The organism is Aureibaculum algae (assembly GCF_006065315.1).
GTDB classification, from domain to species: Bacteria; Bacteroidota; Bacteroidia; order Flavobacteriales; family Flavobacteriaceae; genus Aureibaculum; species Aureibaculum algae.
Window position 1 is genome coordinate 2,641,870 of record NZ_CP040749.1, and the last position, 21,349, is coordinate 2,663,218.

Annotated in this window: 18 protein-coding genes; 13 read left to right on the top strand and 5 right to left on the bottom strand. The window is 33.1% G+C overall.

Annotated elements, in window-relative coordinates; all coding sequences use genetic code 11:
* Positions 1–364 precede the first annotated feature (364 nt).
* Positions 365–2,377 carry a M13 family metallopeptidase gene (locus FF125_RS10990; RefSeq protein WP_138949814.1) on the top strand — a complete coding sequence of 671 codons (2,013 nt, stop codon included), beginning with the start codon at positions 365–367 and terminating at the stop codon, positions 2,375–2,377.
* A gap of 91 nt (positions 2,378–2,468) precedes the next feature.
* Here FF125_RS10990 and FF125_RS10995 read toward each other — a convergent pair whose 3' ends face one another.
* The gene (locus tag FF125_RS10995; RefSeq protein WP_138949815.1) at positions 2,469–4,655 is read right to left on the bottom strand and encodes an amino acid permease; all 2,187 of its coding nucleotides are present in this window, start codon (positions 4,653–4,655) and stop codon (positions 2,469–2,471) included.
* A 191-nt stretch (positions 4,656–4,846) separates the two neighbouring features.
* Positions 4,847–5,584, bottom strand: a complete 738-nt coding sequence (locus FF125_RS11000) for an NUDIX hydrolase (protein WP_138949816.1) — start codon at positions 5,582–5,584, stop codon at positions 4,847–4,849.
* A 237-nt stretch (positions 5,585–5,821) separates the two neighbouring features.
* On the opposite strand from FF125_RS11000, the gene FF125_RS11005 reads away from it, so the two are divergent.
* The 4 genes from FF125_RS11005 (at position 5,822) to FF125_RS11020 (ending at position 10,922) form a co-directional block, all read left to right on the top strand.
* Positions 5,822–6,670: a hypothetical protein gene (locus FF125_RS11005; RefSeq protein WP_138949817.1), complete on the top strand. Its 849-nt coding sequence runs from the start codon at positions 5,822–5,824 to the stop codon at positions 6,668–6,670.
* Between the two features lie 147 nt (positions 6,671–6,817).
* Entirely contained in the window at positions 6,818–8,533 is a 1,716-nt protein-coding gene (locus tag FF125_RS11010; RefSeq protein WP_138949818.1) for a purine-cytosine permease family protein, read from the top strand.
* Positions 8,534–8,538: 5 nt separating this feature from the next.
* Positions 8,539–10,029 (top strand): mannitol dehydrogenase family protein, encoded by a 1,491-nt coding sequence (locus tag FF125_RS11015; protein WP_138949819.1) that lies wholly within the window; start codon positions 8,539–8,541, stop codon positions 10,027–10,029.
* Between the two features lie 11 nt (positions 10,030–10,040).
* Positions 10,041–10,922: a carbohydrate kinase family protein gene (locus FF125_RS11020; RefSeq protein WP_138949820.1), complete on the top strand. Its 882-nt coding sequence runs from the start codon at positions 10,041–10,043 to the stop codon at positions 10,920–10,922.
* Between the two features lie 56 nt (positions 10,923–10,978).
* On the opposite strand, the gene FF125_RS11025 is transcribed toward FF125_RS11020, so the two are convergent.
* On the bottom strand, positions 10,979–11,698 hold the full coding sequence (locus FF125_RS11025) for an arylesterase (protein WP_138949821.1): 720 nt from the start codon (positions 11,696–11,698) through the stop codon (positions 10,979–10,981).
* Between the two features lie 58 nt (positions 11,699–11,756).
* Here FF125_RS11025 and FF125_RS11030 point away from each other — a divergent pair, with 58 nt between their 5' ends.
* The 5 genes from FF125_RS11030 (at position 11,757) to FF125_RS11050 (ending at position 17,342) form a co-directional block, all read left to right on the top strand.
* Entirely contained in the window at positions 11,757–12,446 is a 690-nt protein-coding gene (locus tag FF125_RS11030) for an ABC transporter ATP-binding protein (protein WP_138949822.1), read from the top strand.
* A gap of 44 nt (positions 12,447–12,490) precedes the next feature.
* Complete coding sequence (locus FF125_RS11035; protein ID WP_138952514.1) at positions 12,491–14,986, top strand: ABC transporter permease; 2,496 nt, start codon at positions 12,491–12,493, stop codon at positions 14,984–14,986.
* 612 nt (positions 14,987–15,598) lie between these two features.
* Positions 15,599–16,588, top strand: coding sequence for a fatty acid desaturase family protein (locus FF125_RS11040; RefSeq protein WP_250629563.1), 990 nt, complete (start codon positions 15,599–15,601; stop codon positions 16,586–16,588).
* A gap of 30 nt (positions 16,589–16,618) precedes the next feature.
* The gene (locus FF125_RS11045) at positions 16,619–16,867 is read left to right on the top strand and encodes a cold-shock protein (RefSeq protein ID WP_317124791.1); all 249 of its coding nucleotides are present in this window, start codon (positions 16,619–16,621) and stop codon (positions 16,865–16,867) included.
* Positions 16,868–17,150: 283 nt separating this feature from the next.
* Positions 17,151–17,342, top strand: coding sequence for a cold-shock protein (locus FF125_RS11050; RefSeq protein ID WP_117880895.1), 192 nt, complete (start codon positions 17,151–17,153; stop codon positions 17,340–17,342).
* Between the two features lie 217 nt (positions 17,343–17,559).
* On the opposite strand, the gene FF125_RS11055 is transcribed toward FF125_RS11050, so the two are convergent.
* Positions 17,560–17,775, bottom strand: coding sequence for a hypothetical protein (locus tag FF125_RS11055; RefSeq protein WP_138949824.1), 216 nt, complete (start codon positions 17,773–17,775; stop codon positions 17,560–17,562).
* Positions 17,776–18,006: 231 nt separating this feature from the next.
* On the opposite strand from FF125_RS11055, the gene FF125_RS11060 reads away from it, so the two are divergent.
* Positions 18,007–18,852 carry a universal stress protein gene (locus FF125_RS11060; RefSeq protein WP_138949825.1) on the top strand — a complete coding sequence of 282 codons (846 nt, stop codon included), beginning with the start codon at positions 18,007–18,009 and terminating at the stop codon, positions 18,850–18,852.
* Positions 18,853–18,868: 16 nt separating this feature from the next.
* The gene (locus FF125_RS11065; protein WP_138949826.1) at positions 18,869–19,162 is read left to right on the top strand and encodes a hypothetical protein; all 294 of its coding nucleotides are present in this window, start codon (positions 18,869–18,871) and stop codon (positions 19,160–19,162) included.
* Positions 19,163–19,272: 110 nt separating this feature from the next.
* On the opposite strand, the gene FF125_RS11070 is transcribed toward FF125_RS11065, so the two are convergent.
* Positions 19,273–19,794 carry a 5' nucleotidase, NT5C type gene (locus FF125_RS11070; RefSeq protein WP_138949827.1) on the bottom strand — a complete coding sequence of 174 codons (522 nt, stop codon included), beginning with the start codon at positions 19,792–19,794 and terminating at the stop codon, positions 19,273–19,275.
* A 211-nt stretch (positions 19,795–20,005) separates the two neighbouring features.
* On the opposite strand from FF125_RS11070, the gene FF125_RS11075 reads away from it, so the two are divergent.
* Positions 20,006–21,349 carry a DEAD/DEAH box helicase gene (locus FF125_RS11075; RefSeq protein ID WP_138949828.1) on the top strand — a complete coding sequence of 448 codons (1,344 nt, stop codon included), beginning with the start codon at positions 20,006–20,008 and terminating at the stop codon, positions 21,347–21,349.

Here is a 21,349-nt window from a genome sequence, read left to right on the forward strand (position 1 = left end):
TCCATTAGACATTTAATAGAACGTAGTAGTTATAGGGATTTTTTTTATCTTCATGGATATGATTCTATATGCAAAAAGTTAAAATTTAAACATAAAATTTTAATAGCGGTAGTAAGTAACTTTATAGCAACTCGTTATTTTTTTTATTTCTTTCACAAAACATCATTTAACGTGTTGTGTTTTATAAAAAGTTTTTTGTAGTTATCAAAATTCGATTGAATCAATTTTCGGAAAGAAGAGTTTATAAGATTGGAGTATTTAATGATTTCATGCTCATTATTTTTTATATGATAAAGGGGTATCTCCCAATTAAAATATAAAAAAACTATCTTTGACTGAATAACAACTTAACTCTTATACTTTTATGAAAAAACTTATTTATGTTATCCTCTTAACACTAACCTTTGTTTCTTGTAAAGAAGAGGCCACTGTCACTGCACCGAGTAAAATTGTTTTTGATGGAATTGATAGTTCAATTAAACCTGGTGACGATTTTTTTAACCATGTAAATAAAATATGGTTAGATACCGCTGTAATTGCTGATGATCAGATAGGCGTAGGGTCTTATCGCTTTTTAAATATTCCACAACAAGAACTACTTAAAAACATTTTAGAAGAAGTTTCTCAAAAAGAACATCCAAAAGGAAGTGTTGAGCAATTGGTAGGTGACTTTTTTGCCTCGGGTATGGATACCGTTAGCATTAATGAACGCGGTAGCAAACCTATTCAACCTATATTAGATAGAATTAATGCGATTACTGATGTTTCTTCCATAACAGAATTCGCAGCGACACAAATAAAGTCTGGTGATTATTCAATATTTAGCCCTTATATTTCTCCAGATCAAAAAAACAGTACACTAAATATTTTACACTTCTCGCAAACGGGATTAGGATTACCAGATCGCGACTACTATTTTAAGGACGATCCTTCAGTAAAAAGTATTCAAGAAGCCTACAAAACCTATTTAACTACCTTATTTGAATTGGTAGGAGAATCAGATGCTAAAGCTAAAGCTGATATTGTTTACAGCATTGAAAAGCAAATGGCAACATCTCATAAAACACGTATAGAACGCAGAGTTGTTAAAGAAAATTACCACAAGCTTGCTGTCGCTGATTTGAATACAAAACATCCAAACATTGGTTGGTCTGCTTTATTGAAAAACTTAGGAACAGCAGTAGATTCAGTAGATGTACGACAAACTGCTTATTATGATACTTTAAATACAATGCTAACTTCTGTTCCTTTAGAAAATTGGAAATTGTATCTAAAAGCAAATTCTATCGGAAGTCATGACAATATTTTGAGTAAACCTTTTCAAGATGCCTCATTTGAATATTCTAAAGTTATTTCTGGTCAATCCGTCCAACAACCACGTACAAAACTAATGGTGCGTCGTGTAGATCAGCAAATAGGTTTTGCCTTAGGTCAATTATATGTTAAGCGTTATTTTAATGAAGATGCCAAAAAGCGTGCTTTAGATTTGGTTAATAATTTTCAAACAACATTAGAAAAGCGAATTGACAAGTTGGATTGGATGAGTGATAGTACCAAGGTAAAAGCAAAAGAGAAACTCTTTGCCATTAGCAAAAAAATTGGCTACCCAGATGTATGGAGAAGCTATGATGCTAACATTGAGAGGGCACAATTCTTTGAAAACGTAGTTGCCTTAAATAAAGATGATTATCAATACCAACTAAAACAATTAAATAAAGCTCCAAATAGAGATGAATGGCATACCACACCCTCTACAGTAACGGCCTATTACAATCCCTCATTAAACGAAATTGTATTTCCAGCTGGTATTTTACAAGCCCCATATTTTGATTTATATGCTGATGATGCTGTAAATTACGGTGGTATTGGTATGGTTATCGGTCACGAGTTTACACATGCCTTTGACGATCAAGGGGCACAATACGATAAAGATGGAAATGTAACCGATTGGTGGACGGAAAATGATTACACCAAGTTCAAAGCTAAAACGCAACAAATTATTGATCAATACAGTGCTTTTACGGTATTAGATAGTGTACATTTAAAAGGCGGATTAACGGTTGGTGAAAACACTGCAGATAATGGTGGAATCTCAATTGCCTTTGACGCATTTAAAATGACCGATCAAGGAAAAGACACGATTAAAATTGGTGGCTATACACCTAACCAACGCTTCTTTTTATCGGTGGCGAACATATGGCGTGTAAAAACACGTGATGCCTATTTACGTAATTATGTAGCCACAGATCCACATTCACCTCCGATTTGGCGTGTAAATGGCCCATTAATGAACTTTACTCCTTTTTATGAGGCTTTTAATGTACAGCCGGGTGAAGCGAATTACAAAACAGAAGAGGAGCGTATAAAAATTTGGTAAAACAAGCTTTTTTAATCCTTTATAAAAATAAATAAACCAGAGAACTTATAAGCTCTGGTTTTTTTTGCTTAAAGTTTTTCAATAAAAAACATCACGATTTAGTATTGATAAAATCGAGATCTAATACATTAAAATTATTAGCTGCTTTTACCAACAAAGCTGAACCAATAGTTTCAAATAACTGATTCGCACTTACTATGTAAGACGCTTGTTGTTCTATTTTATAATTTGGAATACCAATAATAGTTAAATTTGTATTTGCTGAATAGTTTTTAATAGTATCAAAAAATGGAATTTGTTCTTTTACATTTTCTATTATTTTTATTTCAACAATCACTCGCAAGTCATCCACTAGTTTAGCTATTTTATTGTGAATGATTATAGGATTTATATCCGTATTGTTTATGAATAAAACACGAATAGAAGTGTGATCCCATTTTGGAGATGATAAAATGAAACGGGCAATGTTCAGCATCATTTCAGCATTTTTACTATCTGTTTCTCTCCACCATAAATCGACCGTTTTATAATTACCAAACTTTTTCTCAATATCAAAATCTAAGTACAATAAATTATAATCAAGGTGCAATAGGTTTTCGGTCATTGTTTCATACTCGACAGAATCTTCAAGACCTTTAGGCCATCCCATCATAATGGTATTGGGCTCAACTCCTGAAAATCCGAACGTCATGGCAATATTTGTAATACCACTATATAAGTTCTCTATTTTAATCCGTCTAGCAAAAATTCCTAAATCTTTATAGATACCGTCCCTTACCATTTGTTCTGATCTTTTTAAGGGTATTTTATTCTTATTGTCTATAATCAGGTCAAAATTGGTGACAATTCCTGTACGACCAGAAACTGCTTTACTCAATTCTAATAAATATGATTGATGATCACTCTCTCTACTAAATAAAATAACATTTGGGTTCCAACTGGAATTTACATTTTGCTTATTATCAATTCTCTTCAAACCTTTATTTACTACATTTTCCCAAACACTTTTCCATATATCGGTAGATTTAATTTTCACTTCCTTTCGTTGTAACCAAAAATATAAACCTCCAATTACGGCCAATGCTCCCATCATGGCAACCATATCTAGTTTAAACATTACTACAAAACAGGCTATAAATCCGAGTAAGCCAATCCATCTTTTTACTTTAAAAGAGGGTTGAAAATCAGGATTTGCCCAACTTTCTAAGAAAAATGTAATGTTTATAAACGCATAAGCCGATAAATAAAACATGGACACCACGCGTGCAATTACATCCAATTCACCTATTAATATTCCTGCTTCCGCAATTAAAAACACCAATAATAAAGCATTCACGGGCTCTCTATTTTCGCCACGTCCTTTAGCAAATATTCTCGGAGTAACTCTATCAACAGACATGGCTTGCAACATTCTAGGCCCACCTAATATACCACCAAGAGCAGAGGACAGGGTAGCTCCCCAAATTCCCGCCACAACAGCAGGTGCAAAAATTGCTATTTTCATTAAAATATTATAATCCGACTTTAAGACTTCAGAGTCCACCGTATATGCCATAAAGATGGCAACACTTAAATAAACCACTAAGCCAACACCTATCGCCCATAATGTACCATTTGGTATTGAGCTTTTAGGGTTTTCTAAGTCGCCACTCATGGCAATACCTGCCGTAAATCCAGTTACTGCTGGAAAAAAAATAGCAAATACAATTTCTAAGGATGCAGACCCTTCTGAAGGCAACAAATTAACTGAATGTGGGGTAAAATCATGTGTTCCTAAAAATATAGAAACTAAAGAAACTGCGATAGCAGCCAATATAAAAAACTGAGATTTTAAGGCTACAGAAGTACTAATTAGAGCCAGAGCAGTCAATGAAACCAATGCAATGGTTCCAGTAATTCGCAAGTCGTTAATACCCATTCCAAAATTGAAATACCCATTAAAACTCTCCGCAAAACCTACCAAATATAACGCAATTGAAAAGGCGGTACCCACATACAACGCAATACCAATGGCTCCTCCAATGGGAATTCCCATACTACGTGAAAGTACATAATAAATTCCTCCAGCTCCAATTTTTTTGTCGGTGGCTACAGATGAAATACTCAATCCCGTAGATATAGAGATTACGTGTGCAATAAGTATGATTATAATGGCACCAAAAAGGCCTGCGTTACCAATAACCCAACCCAAACGCATATATAAAATAACACCTAAAATTGTAAGTAGAGATGGTGTAAAAACACCTGCAAATGTGCCAAATTTCTTCGTTTCTGCCATTAGTTAAAACTACAAAATACATTGTAAACAGCACTAAAATATTTCCATAAATTTTAGAAAACCTCTATCTTATTATAACTTCTATTTATTCGAGATAATACGCCTTATATAATCACAATTAATAGCTGCTGAAATAGGGGAGTGTGAAAATTTTACGTTGAAATGAAGCTTTGTTTTATAAAAAATAATCCCTATATATTTATTAAATAATTTTTTTGAAACATTTTATCATAAATATCTTTACTAAACATATACAATTGAGCTGGTTTTTTTGAAACACCAATTTGTTTTTCGTCAAGTGGAATAATATATTTTTTATTTATTAATTTTCTCCTAAAATTACGATTGTCAATTTCTATTTGTAAAATTGATTGATATAAATCTTGTACTTCATTGATGGTGAATTTATCGGGAAGTAATTCGAAAATTACAGGTTCAGAAAGACATTTTATTTTTAAATCTTCATATGCTTCCAAAATAATTTGCTCATGATCAAAACCTAAATCTGGTAAATCACCAATTGGAAACCATTTCGCTTCATTTTTATTACTTTTTAAATCAACCTCTTCGGTTTTTAATAAAAAGTAATAGGCCACAGTAATGGTTCTTAAATTAAATTTCTCGTGCTCCACCCAAATTAAATCTTTTTCATGTTTTAAACGATCGGGGTCTCCAAATGCTTTAAATTGTTTTTTATACAAATTTGATAATCCCGTAAGCTCCTTTAATACGCGAGAAGCAGATTCGTCTAACGTTTCATTTTCATAAACGTGATAACCTGTCAATACATAATCATCAACGAGAATTTTTGATCCCTTTTCAGATTCTAAATATCGTTTTATTAATAAGACATTGAGTGACTTCGTGTTTGTGTCGTATCCAAATACAACACAGTCTACAGATAAATTAAGAATTTTATTAAGGTTCATAGCTATACTATTTATTAAAATATGATAATATTACTTATATAACGTCAAATATACATTTTATTTTTATCAATTTAAGCACGTCCATTATTTATTAGTTAAGACAATTTAGCATATGTTACGGTTAATTTAAACTATATTTTCACAAATAAATTAGTTTTATTCAAATATTTATTCCTACATTTGAAAAATAAACGTAAAAGTGACGTTTGTTAATATTTATCTATTACTTATGCAATCATGAAAATATCTAAATCTGATTTCAAAGAAAAGAATAACAACGTATTTAAAATAGTATTGATCTCTACATTTATACTATTAAAATTTAATATCACTTCAGCACAAGAAAATATAACAACAACAGATTACAAAGTATTCAATGCCAGTGGACATATAAAAAATATGCATACATGGCATGGTTCAGTAGTGCATCCAGGGGCTGTATTTGCTACTAGTTTAGAATTTACAACACGTAATAAAAAATTTATCCTTGGTATTTGGGGAGGAGCAAGTTTTACGAGTACTGACATATTTAACGAAATTAACGCTACTTATGTAAATGCTAATTATAAAGAAGTATCCCTTTATGCTTCCTATCATTTTAACGATATTTTGTTTATTGAAGCTGTATCACATAATAATTATACCGCAGTTGAAGAAAGAGGTGATGTCTTACATTATTGGAGTTATGATAAAAAACAAGGTTATAATTTTGTAGACATTGGCTTCGGATATGCGGTTACACCCAAGGTAGAATTATACTTAGCTACTATTATTGGTGGTGGTTCTGGAGATTATGAAATTCAATCGGATGGTTTGCTAAAAGATTCTTGGACTCATTATTTTGAAATAAAAAGCAAAGTTTGGCAAAGTACTAATTCCAATTTAACTCTATTCACTGGTGGAGCTTGGTCTTTTATAACTGATAAAACCTTTTACACCGAAGATGGAGCTAATCTCATTAATGTGGGTGCTACATTTTGTAAGGACATACATATAGGGAGTTATAAATTGCCCGTTGAAGTTACGGCCATGTGGAATCCAGAAAAAGAAAAAACCATTTTGCAACTAGATCTCGCTTTATTTTAATCCATCTAACATCAACACATTTAATTATGAAATTTAAAAATAAAAAAAACAGTACAATTTAACACCAATTACTAAAAGGTTTTGTTACTAAGTACTTAAGTAAACATAAAAAATTTAACTCAAGCTAATATCTAAAAAATATACATCATGGACACAACCAATGAATTTCGGCAGTTCGAAAACTTAGAAGATGAACAATTGCCAATTGCTAAACACAAATTGCATAATTGGACTCATTTTGCAGGATTGTACGCTGCGGAACATGTTGCAGCAACTGAATTCGTTATTGGAGCCACGTTTGTAGCTTTAGGAGCAACTACTAAAGATATTTTATTAGGATTATTAATTGGTAATATTTTAGCAGTTTTAAGCTGGACATTAATTACCTCACCAATTGCAGTTGACACACGATTGAGTTTATATACGTACCTCAATAAAATAGCGGGAGATTCAATGACCAAGCTTTACAATTGGGCTAACGTAATCATTTTTACAGTTATCTCAGCAGCCATGATCACCGTTTCTTCTACCGCTGTCCGTTTTGCTTTTAATATTCCACCACAGCTCAATTGGTACCCTACAAATTTTTGGTTTATCATAATTGTATTAATTGTTGGTATTGTTGTAGTGTCTATTGCTATCTATGGTTTTAAAGCGGTCTCTGAATTTTCTGGAATTTGTGCTCCATGGTTGTTTGTGATGTTTACTTGTGGTGCTTTTGTACTTTTACCTGCTTTGTCCTTAGAAGTATTAGGCAAACCGATACCAGAAGGATGGGGTGATTTTATAACCTTAGGCGATCAATCTATTTGGACAGGTGTTAACAGTGACGGTGAAGCAGGTATCGGACTAACAGAAGTCATTGGTTTTGCTTGGGCTGCCAATACCATTACGCATTTCGGACTTATTGATATGGCATTATTGCGTTTTGCAAAAAAGAAATCTTACGGTTTAGCTACGAGTACAGGAATGATGTTTGGGCATTATGTTGCTTGGATAGCAGCAGGGATTATGGGTGCTGGAGCCGCCGTTATCATAGGAAAATCAATTGTAGAATTAGACCCAGGTGATGTAGCGTATTATGCATTAGGTTGGTCTGGTTTCGTAATTGTAATTGTGGCTGGTTGGACAACAGCCGTTGCTAATCTTTACAGAGCAGGCTTAGCGGCACAAGCAATTTTCACCAAGACTTCACGAAAAAAAACCACGTTAATGGTTGGTTTAGTAACGATGATGGTTGCATGTTTTCCTTTTGTGTTTTCTCAAATACTTCCGCTTCTTACTTACGCAGGGTTATTAGTAGTGCCCGTTGGTGCAATTGTATTTGCAGAACATCAAATTTTCCCTAGAATTGGATATACAAGGTATTGGTTGCATTATCGCCAATTGACCGTTAGTACACCCGCCATTGCATCTTGGGCTTTAGGTCTTGCATTCGGTTTTGGTTTAAACCTTTTAAATGTCATGTCCTTCTTTTATCTGTTTTTACCAACTTGGGTATTTACCATATTAGTATATACTTTTTTAGCTGGTCGATATGGAGCTAAAGACAAATACCCAGAGGCAGTAGCAAAGGAAAAATTACATAACTTAAACATAATAAAATTTCAAGAACAAAAAGCAGAAAAAGAAAGTAAACCTGTACGAGATACATCTCTTTTTACAAAAATATTAAGAAGTACCTCTTTACTGGCTTTACTTATCACCATAGTTCTAGCTTGTATCGTTTTATTTGGTAGTAAAGATGAAGTGATGTACATCGCAAATCGCGAAATATTTTATCGATATGCATTCATATGCACTATAACCTACTTTGCGACTGCATATTGGGCACTTAAACGTGGAAAAACTAAAAAAATATAAATATCATGGAAAAAATAATTAAACTTAATCAAAAGAACTTGGCTGAAATTGCCAAACGTATATCTTGTCCTACTTATAACAGAAGTAACATAAAAACAGGTATTGTACATGTGGGTATTGGTGGCTTTCACAGAGCACATGAAGCTTTTTATACAGATGCATTATTACATGATGATTCTATAAAAGATTGGGGGATCTGTGGTGTCGCTTTATTAGAATTTGATACTAAAATATATAATACCTTAAAAGAGCAAAATGGATTATATACTTTAATAATTAAAGAACTGGACGGCACGCTTACAAAACGAGTTATAGGATCTATTGTTGAGTGCTTATATGCACCAGAAAATCCAACCACTGTAATTGAAAAGATGGCAAGTCCCGAGGTTAAAATTATAACCTTAACCATTACTGAAGGAGGGTATAATTATAATGAAGCCACGCGTGGTTTTGATTTTGAAAATCCCCAAATTCACTACGATTTAGAGCATCCTGAATCGCCAAAAACAATCTTTGGGTATTTGACACAAGCATTAAAACTTAGAAAAGAAAGAGGATTATTAGGAGTTACCATACAATCATGTGATAATATTCAAGGAAATGGGCATATGGCAAAAAAAATGTTGTTAAGCTATGTGCAAAAAGCCGAACCGGAATTAGTAGCATGGATAGAAACAAATGTCTCTTTCCCAAACAGTATGGTTGATAGAATTACACCAGCTACAGCGGCATTGGATATCGAAAAATTAAAAGAAACCTCAGGAGTAGATGATGCTTGGCCAGTAGTTTGTGAACCTTTTAAGCAATGGGTTATTGAAGATGATTTCAGTACGGATAGACCCGCGTGGGAAACTGTAGGAGCACAATTTGTTGAAGATGTGGTTCCTTATGAAAAAATGAAATTAAGCTTATTAAATGCAGGTCATACCGTATTAGGTATTATTGGTGCTTTAATGGGGTATGATACTATCGATGAATCTGTTCACAATCCACATATAAATGCATTTTTAAAAAAATATATGGATATAGAGGTGACACCCACTTTAGGACAACTAGAAGGTGTTGACTTAGAAAGCTACAAGCAATCATTGTTGCAACGTTTTGGTAATATCAATATCAAAGATCAAATTGATAGAATTTGTTCTGAAAGTTCTGCAAAATTCCCAATTTTCGTATTACCTACAGTAACGACTAATTTAAAAGAAAAGGGTTCTATTGACTTTGCTTCGTTAGTTATTGCTGCTTGGGCAATTTACAGCTTAGGAAAGGATGAAAATGGCAAAGTATTAATTATTAAAGATGCTATGAAAGCAACTTTAAATGAAAAAAGTATAGCCGCATCAAAATATAATCCTGAAGCATTTTTAGAAATAGAAACCATATTTGGTAAATTAAAAGATGCTCCAACCTTTGTAAGTACTTATACTACTGCTTATAAGAACATTTTAAAAAACGGAATTGAAAAATGTGTTATTGATTTAAATAATAAGTATTAAAAAGTAACAAAATGAAAAATATTGTTTGTTTTGGTGAAGTACTGTGGGATGTTTTTCCTACACATAAAAAAATAGGTGGTGCTCCTTTAAATGTTGCCCTAAGATTAAAATCTTTTGGGAATAATGTTTCTATTATTACAAGAATAGGTGCTGATCAATTAGGTAAAGAAATCGTTTTATTTGCAAAGAAACATGGTGTAAATATTGATTACATTCAAGTTGATAAACAATTAAAAACAGGTGAAGTGAAGGTCATGTTGAACGAAAAAGGTTCTGCATCTTATGATATTAATTTTCCAAGAGCGTGGGATAATATTAAGATTACGGAAAGAGCAAAGAGCATGGTTCAAACTGCAGATGCCTTTATTTTCGGTAGTTTAGTTGCTAGAGATGACACTTCTAGAAATACACTTTATGATTTTTTAAAAGTAACAAAATATAAAATTCTTGACATCAATTTAAGAGCACCGTATTACACCCTTGATGTTTTAAGCTATTTAATGAAACAAGCGGATTTTATTAAATTTAATGATGATGAAATCTTTGAAATAGCAGCATCTTTAGGTGCTACCTCAAAATCTCTGGAACACAACATCTTATTTATTGCCGAACACACCGATACAAAATCAATCTGTGTAACAAAAGGACGTCATGGAGCTATTCTCTATCAAAATGAAACTTTTTATTACAATAGTGGGTATCAAATTATTGTTGCTGACACTGTTGGTGCGGGCGATTCTTTTTTAGCTTCTCTAATTCATAAGTTATTGAAAGGAACCGCACCACAAATTGCAATCGATTTTGCAGGTGCTGTCGGAGCTATTGTAGCAAGTAGAGCAGGAGCTAACCCTGAAATTAAGACCGAGGAAATTGAACGTTTTATGGATTTATAAACAAACTCTAAGCGAGAATAAAGAGTAACTGTATAAACAAAGTGGTTTAGTAAGTGCTACTGAATCACTTTGTTTAAAGCAGCCCAAACAGTCTTTGCCACAATCTTATGTCCTTCAACCGTAGGATGAATACCATCCGCTTGATTTAATTCAACCACACCACCTACATCTTTTAAGATAAAAGGTATAAAGGTTAGCTTGTTTTCGGATGCTAAATCAGAAAAAACGGTTCGGAACTCAGAAGTATATTCTGGGCCCATATTAGGTGGAAGTTCCATGCCAGCTAGAATTATAGTAGCCTCTGGCATTTTTTCTTTTACGGTATCTATAATCGACTGAAGATTAGCCTTAGTTTCTACCAAAGGAATACCTCGCAAGCCATCGTTTGCACCTAATTCTAATACAAATACAAATACATCAACTTTTTGTTTCAACACCCATCCAATACGGCTTTTACCTCCCGCACTAGTCTCTCCACTGACACCAGAGTTAATAACAGTATAGTCGAGCCCTAAGGAATCTATGGTAGATTGAATCAATGCAGGATATGCATCATTTACATCATCAAGGCCATAACCTGCTGTTAAACTATCGCCAAAGAATAAAATTTTCTTAGCATCTGTTTTTTCCGTAGCTACACCTTCGGTTGTTTTTACTTCCTCAGTGTTTTCTTTTTTAGCAACATCACCACGACAAGAGATTAACACTGTAGCTATGATAAAATAACAAAACTTTAAGAAAATTGGATTGAAGGAGTCATATATTTTTGTAATCATTTGCTTATTTTGCGACTTATCCCTGAACAGGTTCATATAAAAGAATTTTATTAAAAGTATGTCAAAGATATTAAAGATTAGCGAGCTTGAGAAAACATATTCAAGTGGCTCAAAAAAAATAACAGTTTTACAAAATATATCATTTGAAATTGAAAAAGGAGACACCTTCTCAATTGTAGGACCTTCGGGTAGTGGAAAAACAACACTTCTGGGCCTTTGTGCTGGTTTAGACGCACCAGGCTCGGGTAGTGTGGAACTATGTGGGCAAAATTTAAATGACTTAAATGAAGATGAACGTGCTCAGTTGCGAAATAAGGAAGTGGGCTTTATTTTTCAAAACTTTCAATTACTCCCCACACTTACAGCTATTGAAAATGTAATTGTTCCTCTAGAATTACAAGGAGCTAAGAATGCAAAAAAAATAGGCATGGATTTACTTGAAAAAGTAGGACTTTCTGACCGTTACGATCACTACCCATCGCAATTGTCAGGTGGAGAACAGCAACGGGTGGCTTTGGCTAGAGCATTTTCGACAACACCTTCCATTTTATTTGCTGATGAACCCACTGGTAATCTGGACGAAGAAACGGGAGAAAAAGTTATACAATTACTTTTTGAATTGAATAAAGAAGCAGGAACCACATTGGTAATTATCACACACGATTTAGAATTGGCCAATAGAACCCAACAAATTTTAAGATTAAAAGGAGGAAAGATTATTGCTAACGAAAGAACAACCATAGTTTAATGAAGAAATCTAATTCAAAAGCAAGTTTCTCATGGTTGTTTAAAATGGCATGGCGAGATGGCAAAGCTAGTAGTTCAAGATTGTTACTGTTTATGGCGGCTATTATTTTGGGTATTGCTGCAGTAGTTTCCATTCAATTATTTAGCGAAAATTTAAAGCAAAATATTAAGTCACAGTCTAAGGCAATGATGGGGGCTGATTTTATTATTGACAGTAGGCAAATCCCTAATAAAAAAGTACAAGCCATAATAGACTCGCTTGGACCAGCAGCTTCAGAAGTTAATTTTTCTTCGATGGCAGCCTTTCCCAAAAATGATGGCAGTAAATTAGTAAAAGTAAGAGGCATTGAAGGTGGCTTTCCTTTTTATGGAACTTTAGAAACGGTACCTGTTTCTGCTGCAGCTACATATCAAGAATCCGGTGGAGCTTTAGTTGATGCTACTTTAATGCTACAATATGAATTAAAACCTGGGGATTCTATTAAATTAGGAAAGCTGAGTTTACCAATTGTAGGATCCTTAAAATCCATTCCCGGGGGTACGGCTATTGCTACTTCTGTGGCACCAACAGTACTTATACCTTATCGTTTTATAGAAAAAACCGAATTGTTGCAATTTGGAAGCCGTAAAGAATATCAATACTTTTTTATTGCTCCAGCAACTATGGATTTGGAAGCTTTAGATAAAAAGTACGATCCCATTTTAGATGCGGAAGATGCTGATTTAGATACACATACAGGTACTAGCCAACGTGTAGGAAGAAGTTCAGAAAATGTAAGTAAATTTTTAAATTTAGCAGCTTTTATTGCTTTATTACTAGGTTGTATTGGTATAGCCAGTTCGGTACATATTTATATCAAAGAAAAATTAACTGATGTCGCTGTGCTTAAATGTTTAGGAGCGTCTAGAAAACAGACTTTTTTAATCTATCTGATTCAGATTGCTGGAATTGGTTTGTTAGGCGGAATTCTAGGTACAGTTTCCGGTATCGGGCTTCAACAAGCCTTTCCATTTCTGTTACAGGAGTTTTTACCCTTTGAGGTTGAAATTTCAATTACGCCGCAACCCATTGTCATGGGAGTGTTATTAGGTGTGTTAATGTCTGTATTGTTTGCATTATTGCCCTTATTGAATACATGGTATGTATCACCGCTGGAAGTATTGCGAGTGAGTGAAGACAATAGTAAAAAACCAAGAAGAGCAAGAGCTTTTACTTTTATAGCCATCATTCTATTTATCTATTTGTTTTCCTATTGGTTGTTAAGAGACTTCCTTTTTGCCTTTGCATTTGTAGTAGGTGTATCCATCACTTTTGCAATTTTGGCAGGTATTGCCACTCTTTTTATGAAAGCCATAAAGAAGTATTTTCCAACATCTTGGGGATTTACAGCACGACAAAGTTTATTAAATCTTTTTCGCCCTAACAATCAGACCATGGTATTGATATTGTCGATAGGTTTAGGTACATTTTTAATCAGTACACTCTATTTTACAAAAGATATATTGTTGGCAAAAACCGCCTTAGAATCAAGTGCTGAAAACGCCAATATCATATTGTTAGATGTGCAACCTGACCAAAGATTGGCCGTGGCAAATGAGGTTACAGATAAAGGATTGACTGTATTGGATAACATTTCGTTAATTACTATGCGAATGCACAGTATAAAGGGAGAATTGGCCAATGACATTCGTAAGGACAGCACCTCAAAAGTTAATGAATGGGTATTGAATCATGAATTTAGAACTACCTATCGCGATTCTTTAATTCCCTCAGAAGAATTGATTGAAGGGACTTGGGTTACAACGTTAAAACCTGGAGACCCTATTATGATTTCTATAGCCGAAGATCTTGCCAAAAGGGCAGAAGTTGGTGTTGGTGATCAAATTGTATTTAACGTACAGGGCGTTTTAATGGAAACGACTGTAGGGAGTATCCGAAAAGTAGATTGGGCCAAAATGCAAATGAATTTTTCTATCGTTTTCCCAAAAGGTGTATTAGAAAGTGCCCCTCAATTTCATGTGTTAAGCACTCATGTTACTGATGATGCCAGTGCTGCTTCGCTACAACGCGATTTAGTAAAAAAATTCCCAACCATATCTGTAATCGATTTGCGACAATTGTACTCTGTAGTTGAAAACATACTTGATAAAATTTCGTGGGTAATCAATTTTATGGCCTTCTTTAGTATTCTCACAGGTATTATTGTGTTAATTGGCTCTGTACGCACCAGTAAACGTCAGCGTATCAAAGAGAGTGTTTTGTTGCGTACATTGGGTGCAAAAAGCAAACAAATTTTACAAATTACGGCGTTAGAGTACTTGTATTTAGGTATCCTCGGTAGTTTGGTCGGTATATTATTATCTTTAATTGGAAGTCAAATATTAGCAACTTTACTGTTTAAAGAACCATTTATACCTTCTATAATTCCCTTTTTAGTGTTCTTGCCAGGTATTACAATCTTGGTTTTACTAATCGGATTAAGTAATATTAGAAGTGTATTAAAAAGTCCGCCATTAGAAGTGTTAAGACGAGAAGGTTAGGGAAGTGGAATTTATTACCACAAATAATCACTACATCAAGCATCCTTATTACTAGATGAAAAAAGCTTGATGATTTTGTGGAAGTATTTCAACTTTTCTCAATATACCTCACTCGAAAAAAGATAGATAACACGACAACTTTATAGCTGTTTATAAGATTGGTTTTCTCGATTTAACGTAACCTTAAGAGCTGCTCCTTTAATTTAAACTACCTTTGTAATATAAAATAGCTAATAAGCTTTTCTTTTTGTTGAATATATTTCAATTGAACCGATTTTAATTTTCTTTAGCGTTTTAAGATAGTACAACAAACAGTATAACTGTTTGAGGTAAGGAATAACAAAGTACTTTTACTGTTTTCTTAGGTGCGGGTCACACTTCATATAATTTTTCATTAAGTTTATTTACGGTTTCTTTCAATAGTAGCGTTTCTTTTTTTTTGGCATCAAAAAAGTTACATTTTTAATAATGCCTTAGCAAACAGTAAACAAATAGTATATCAAAAATCCAACATTTTCACGAACACACAACTCCGATTTTTCTAAAACCCTACGAAAACGCGTAAATCTCCATTTTAAAACCAATACGAAAAGTAGAAAAGCAAATGCCAACATGGTTACCAAAACCGTTGTGATGTTAACCTTGTTTTTTATCCCCTTATTATTGTTAAGTACAGGTGTGGTTACATCAACAGCGATGTTATTTGCAGCATATTTAGTATCAGGTTTGGGAATGGCAGGTATTGGCATGGGTGTTATGCATGATGCCATCCACGGATCATACTCAAAAAATAAAACGATCAATACCATATTAGGGTATTCTTTCAATCTTATTGGGGCAAATGCTGCAGTATGGAAAATTCAACATAATGTGTTGCATCATACATTTACCAATATTGATGAAGCTGATGATGATATTAATACACCATTTTTTCTACGATTTTCTCCGCATGCCAAACACCATTGGCTGCATCAATATCAACATATTTATATTTGGTTTTTTTATGGAATGTCTACCATATTTTGGATTACCTCTAAAGATTTTGCAAGTTTAAAACGCTATAAAAACATGGGCTTTTTGAATAAAAAAAATGAATATAAAAAAGCATTAGTAAGCATGACGGCTTGGAAACTGATTTATTATTCATATGCTTTAGTCTTGCCGTTGATTATGATTCCTTTAGCCTGGTGGATTATCTTATTGGCATTTTTAAGCATGCATTTTGTAACCGGACTCTTGGTAAGTACCGTTTTTCAGATTGCTCATATTATGCCAGACAACGAGTTTCCACTACCCGATGAAAAAGGGACAATGAAAGAAGAGTGGCACAGACATCAATTTGAAACAACTACTAATTTTTCTCCAAATAGTAAAGTTTTATTTTGGTTGATTGGCGGCTTAAATCACCAAATAGAACATCATTTACTGCCAGATGTATGCCATATACATTATAGAGATATAACAAAAATAGTAGCCGATACAGCCAAAGAATTTAACATGCCTTATCATGTGCAAAGCAGTTTCTTTCAGGCCATTCGAGTGCACTTAAAGATGCTTCGGTTTTTGGGAAAAAGACCATCACTCAGTGTCGCCTATAAATAAGCGATAGATAATTATATAAACATAGAAATAATGATAAAAAAATTAATAAATAAATTATTTAATATTAATAATAATAAAATAGAAATAATGAAAGAAGGTACCGTAAAGTTTTTTAACAGTGCAAAAGGATTTGGATTTATAAAAGTAAAAGATTCTGATGAGGAAATATTTGTACATACCTCAAATCTTATTGACGATATAAGAGAAGATGACCACGTTCAGTTTGAAGTAGAGCAAGGAGATAAAGGGCTTAGTGCTGTAAAAGTAAGTTTAGTTTAAGTATCGCATAAACAAACACAATAAAAAAACCACCTGAATAGGTGGTTTTTTTAATTAATACAGCGAAACCAAAAAATTACAATTCTAATTTATTAAAAATAAAGTGCAAGCTATATATCAAATAAAACAAGGTTAAAGTATGTTGTTTTATTGATAAATGTGTTAAAGAGTAACCACCACACTTATAATAAATTGAAAATAAACCAATTAAAGTGTTGTTTGTTATAAAAATAACATCATCTTTGCAATTCAATAATAATATTATAATTTTAATTACATTACAATGAGTAAAGGAACAGTAAAATTTTTCAATGATTCTAAAGGATTTGGATTTATCACAGAAGAAGGTGTAGATAAAGATCATTTTGTACACATTTCTGGATTAATAGATGAAGTAAACGAAGGAGACGAAGTTGAATTTGATTTAGAAGAAGGAAAAAAAGGATTAAATGCAGTAAACGTAAAAGTTATCTAATTTTATATACTTTAAGATTCAAGAGTCCATCAGAAATGATGGACTTTTTTTATGCTCCATTTTTAAATTTTATTGTTATTATTCAATTATAAGGCCCTCCGAGTGTTTTCTTTAAGGCGATAGATGAAAAATTCCGAAGTGTCGGGCGTATCGAGAAATGATGTACTTTAAGATCACTCGAACGTAATTTAAGGATAGAAATATCTTAACTCAACCCTTAAGTTACACTTTTATGCGACTCTAGGTAATGCTTTAGTACTTGCTGTAAACTCCCCAAATAATCCTTCATCACTTTTTTATCAATTTCAGGATGCTCATCAGCTCCAATAGTTAATGGATCTTCTCCTAAAAACTGATAAAGTTCCGGATATTGAGTTTCTATAGTAGTAGTTAGTTCCGTTATCTCTTTTAAAATACTGTGTAAGTCTTTCATGGTTTGAAAAATTCTATGATTATTAACTAATTTAAAATATAACAGCTTATTAAGCAAGAAAACAATAAGCATCTATATGCTTTATATTTAAACGATTAAGTTAGTCTTTCTGCTACTTAATAAAAATGATTTAAATCAGCTAAAAAAAAGTAACGCATACTGACTCAGGTCATTGGAAAACTAAAAGCATGGTACTACATTTATATTCTCAATAATTTAAAAAGCACCTTAATGAAAACAATTATTCACGCTACCGACTTTTCAGAGAATGCGATTGCTGCATTAAAATATGCTCATGCACTAAGCTCTAAATTAAATGCCAATTTATTAGTTGTTCATGTCTTTGATTATCCTACTATTTTTGATACAGAAGTCGAAGAGCCCGTGCCTGACTTTGAAAAAGTGGCATATCAAAACAACAAAGAGCTTCTCGTTGAATATTGCACAAAACATTTGGGAAATGATTTAGAACGCATGAATGTAAGAACAGAGGCAATTGAAAATATGTCCGTTACAAAAGCTGTGATTGCAAAAGTGGTAGAAGTAGATGCTTTTCTGTTGGTTACTGGAATGAAAGGTACCAGTGCATTCAAAGAATTTATCATGGGTAATACCACAAAACAGCTTATAAAAAAAGCTCCTTGCCCTGTGTTGGCTATTCCTGAAGACGCCACACATAAAGACATCAATACCATAGTATATGCAACCGATTTTGAATATAAAGATTTACAAGCAATTCTTACCTTAGTAGAAATTGCTAAACCATATAATGCGGAAATTAGGGTGGTACACATTTCTCCTTCAGAAGAGTTTGACCCAATGATCCGTCTTCAAGAATTTGAAGATCATATTAACGACAAAGTAGATTACCCAAATATTATTTATGAAAACATTCCTTCAGACCATACTTTTGAAGATTTAAAACTTTATTTGGGAGAAGTAAATGTGGATATTATTGCGGTTCTAAAACGTAAAAGTAAAGGACTGTTTAAACAATTATTCCACCACGACTTAGTCATTAAAATGGAGTCTTATGGTAGACTTCCTCTATTAAGTTTTAACAAAACCTACTACTAATTTTAAAAACAATATCATGGCAAGAAGACTCTATAGCATCTGTATTGTAATTGCAATATTATTAGGCGTTTACCTAAATACATTTAAACAAACACATTCAACATTATTTATTATAATAATTGCGACACTGTTGTTCTTTTTATTGTCATTGGGTGTTCACGGTTTGATAGCTCATACCATAAAACCAAGTATAAAAGATTCGCTCGTTGCTTACCCATTAATTATGGGTGCCATTTGGGCAATTATGTTGCTTATATTTATATTTTTTATTATTCCGTTATTCTGTCCACATTTTGTGTATGGATTGTAATTGAAATGAATACTATAACACACCACGATAATTTACCTTTTCAATTATTTACCTTAAGATAAAATCCAAATAAACCCAGAACTGTAAGAAGAATGCAAAAGTAAATCCTACTACAATAAACGTTCGGCTATTTCTAACCATGAAGCAACTCGTGTAAAACCATTATCATGACTATTATGTGGTGAGTTAAAAAGCAAGGTATCACCGTCAAATTTTTCTAAATTATAGGTTCTATCATCAATTAATAAATCACCTTTAAGAATAAATTTATGACCACACATAATACGATGCTGCCATGTAATGAATGGAAAATGCTCATCTAACCAATCACTTTTTTCTTTTAATGAGCTAGGGAACTGAGTAGCCGCTGTTGCAATGTACACCTCATGTTTGTCGTACAAGGCCTTCATTACCTCTTGACTATGTTCAATTACGTCTAAATCCCTAAAAAAGCCAGGCATTACCACATGTGCTCTAATACTTTCCACATGTATTTCTGGTACATTTTGCCAGACTTCACCTGAAGAAATTTGGTTTACACTTAATTCTTTTTCATGTTCTTTATTATACAACTCTATGTGTTTGCCATAAGTATCGGCTATCACATCATCCATGTCTACAAAAATTGTCATTCTTAAGTTTTTTACGAAGTTCTACATATTTTTATGAAAAATCAAGGACTGACAAACATTTAATAATAATTTAATGAACCATTAACATTTTTTATTGTTTGAGGAAGAAATAATAGAATCTATAGCCTAAAGTAATAACAACTAAACATTAATCCTCCATTTTATAGCATCCCTGTAAAGAGGTTCATTATCTTTGCCAAAATTATTTTTTATGTCAAAGGATTTTTCCAATCTCGGAATTAATGCACAGCTACAAAAAGGTTTAGCTGATTTACAAATATCTGTCCCTACAGATATTCAAGAAAAAACAATACCTGTCATTTTACAACAGAAAGAAGATGTTGTGGCTTTAGCGAAGACTGGTACCGGTAAAACGGCCGCTTTTGGCTTGCCATTATTGCAACTAATAGATTTAGAAAACACAGCTATACAAGCTGTAATTTTAGTACCTACCAGAGAATTGGGTCAGCAAATTACAAGTAATTTAGAATCCTTTTCGTCACATATGCCATCCGTTTCTATAGCAACAGTTTGCGGTGGTATTCCCATTAAACCTCAAATAGAACGTCTGAAGAGTACTACACATATTGTGGTAGCTACACCAGGCCGTTTGGCAGATTTAGTAGAAAGAAACGCTATTGACATTAAAAACATTTCGTATTTAGTGTTAGATGAAGCCGATGAAATGGTAAGTGCTTTAAAAGAAGGTCTTGACAGCATTATTAAAATAATTCCTAAAAAAAGAAGGACATTATTGTTTACGGCAACGATGCCTGGAACCATCAAACAATTGGTTCAAAATTATATGTCTAAACATGTGGTGCATATTGAAGCAGACATGTCAACCGTTGGTCATCAAGGCATAGACCATCAATTTGTGGTGGTTGAACCTATTGAAAAATTAGAAGTGTTGTTGCATTTCTTAAATACGAAACAAGGCAAGCGTGGTATTATCTTTTGTAAAACCAAAGCAGCGGTTAATAAATTGGCAAAAAACTTAGCCATTAATAAATTTTCCTCAGGTGCTCTACACGGAAGTCTTACCCAAGGAATCCGTGATCGTATCATGGGGCAATTTAGAGAAGGTTATATTGATATTTTGGTGGCTACAGATTTAGCAGCCAGAGGTATTGATATAAAAGAAATTGAATATGTTGTCAATTACCATTTACCAGATACGTATGATGCTTATGTACACCGTAGTGGTAGAACAGCTAGAGCAGGGGCAAAGGGCCTTTCATTAACCGTACTCCAAAAAGAAGAAATAGCAGATATTACTCTTTTTGAAAAGGCATTGGGTATAACCTTTAATCGATTTAAAAAAGCAGATGCTGAGAGTATTGAAGAAAACAACACCTTGTTATGGGCAAAAAAAATATTTAAAACAAAGCCCAACCATACCGTTTCAGAAGACTTAAAGAAACAAGTAAGAACGATATTCCATCATTTAACAAAAGAGGAATTAGTAGAGAAAATATTGGCAAATTATTTGGAGTCTAAAAAGGTGGCTATTCCAGCAGCTGGAACTTCAAAAAAGAAAAAAAATAAAAAATAG

Bases quoted from the DNA above. Each gene is read 5' to 3' on its own strand.
- FF125_RS11040 (WP_250629563.1), top strand. From the start codon at position 15,599: ATGGTTACCAAAACCGTTGTGATGTTAACCTTGTTTTTTATCCCCTTA.
- FF125_RS10990 (WP_138949814.1), top strand. From the start codon at position 365: ATGAAAAAACTTATTTATGTTATCCTCTTAACACTAACCTTTGTTTCT.
- FF125_RS11075 (WP_138949828.1), top strand. From the start codon at position 20,006: ATGTCAAAGGATTTTTCCAATCTCGGAATTAATGCACAGCTACAAAAA.
- FF125_RS11000 (WP_138949816.1), bottom strand. From the start codon at position 5,584: ATGAACCTTAATAAAATTCTTAATTTATCTGTAGACTGTGTTGTATTT.
- FF125_RS11060 (WP_138949825.1), top strand. From the start codon at position 18,007: ATGAAAACAATTATTCACGCTACCGACTTTTCAGAGAATGCGATTGCT.
- FF125_RS11025 (WP_138949821.1), bottom strand. From the start codon at position 11,698: ATGATTACAAAAATATATGACTCCTTCAATCCAATTTTCTTAAAGTTT.
- FF125_RS11070 (WP_138949827.1), bottom strand. From the start codon at position 19,794: ATGACAATTTTTGTAGACATGGATGATGTGATAGCCGATACTTATGGC.
- FF125_RS11045 (WP_317124791.1), top strand. From the start codon at position 16,619: ATGATAAAAAAATTAATAAATAAATTATTTAATATTAATAATAATAAA.
- FF125_RS11050 (WP_117880895.1), top strand. From the start codon at position 17,151: ATGAGTAAAGGAACAGTAAAATTTTTCAATGATTCTAAAGGATTTGGA.
- FF125_RS11005 (WP_138949817.1), top strand. From the start codon at position 5,822: ATGAAAATATCTAAATCTGATTTCAAAGAAAAGAATAACAACGTATTT.
- FF125_RS11030 (WP_138949822.1), top strand. From the start codon at position 11,757: ATGTCAAAGATATTAAAGATTAGCGAGCTTGAGAAAACATATTCAAGT.
- FF125_RS11065 (WP_138949826.1), top strand. From the start codon at position 18,869: ATGGCAAGAAGACTCTATAGCATCTGTATTGTAATTGCAATATTATTA.
- FF125_RS11015 (WP_138949819.1), top strand. From the start codon at position 8,539: ATGGAAAAAATAATTAAACTTAATCAAAAGAACTTGGCTGAAATTGCC.
- FF125_RS11055 (WP_138949824.1), bottom strand. From the start codon at position 17,775: ATGAAAGACTTACACAGTATTTTAAAAGAGATAACGGAACTAACTACT.
- FF125_RS11035 (WP_138952514.1), top strand. From the start codon at position 12,491: ATGGCATGGCGAGATGGCAAAGCTAGTAGTTCAAGATTGTTACTGTTT.
- FF125_RS11020 (WP_138949820.1), top strand. From the start codon at position 10,041: ATGAAAAATATTGTTTGTTTTGGTGAAGTACTGTGGGATGTTTTTCCT.
- FF125_RS11010 (WP_138949818.1), top strand. From the start codon at position 6,818: ATGGACACAACCAATGAATTTCGGCAGTTCGAAAACTTAGAAGATGAA.
- FF125_RS10995 (WP_138949815.1), bottom strand. From the start codon at position 4,655: ATGGCAGAAACGAAGAAATTTGGCACATTTGCAGGTGTTTTTACACCA.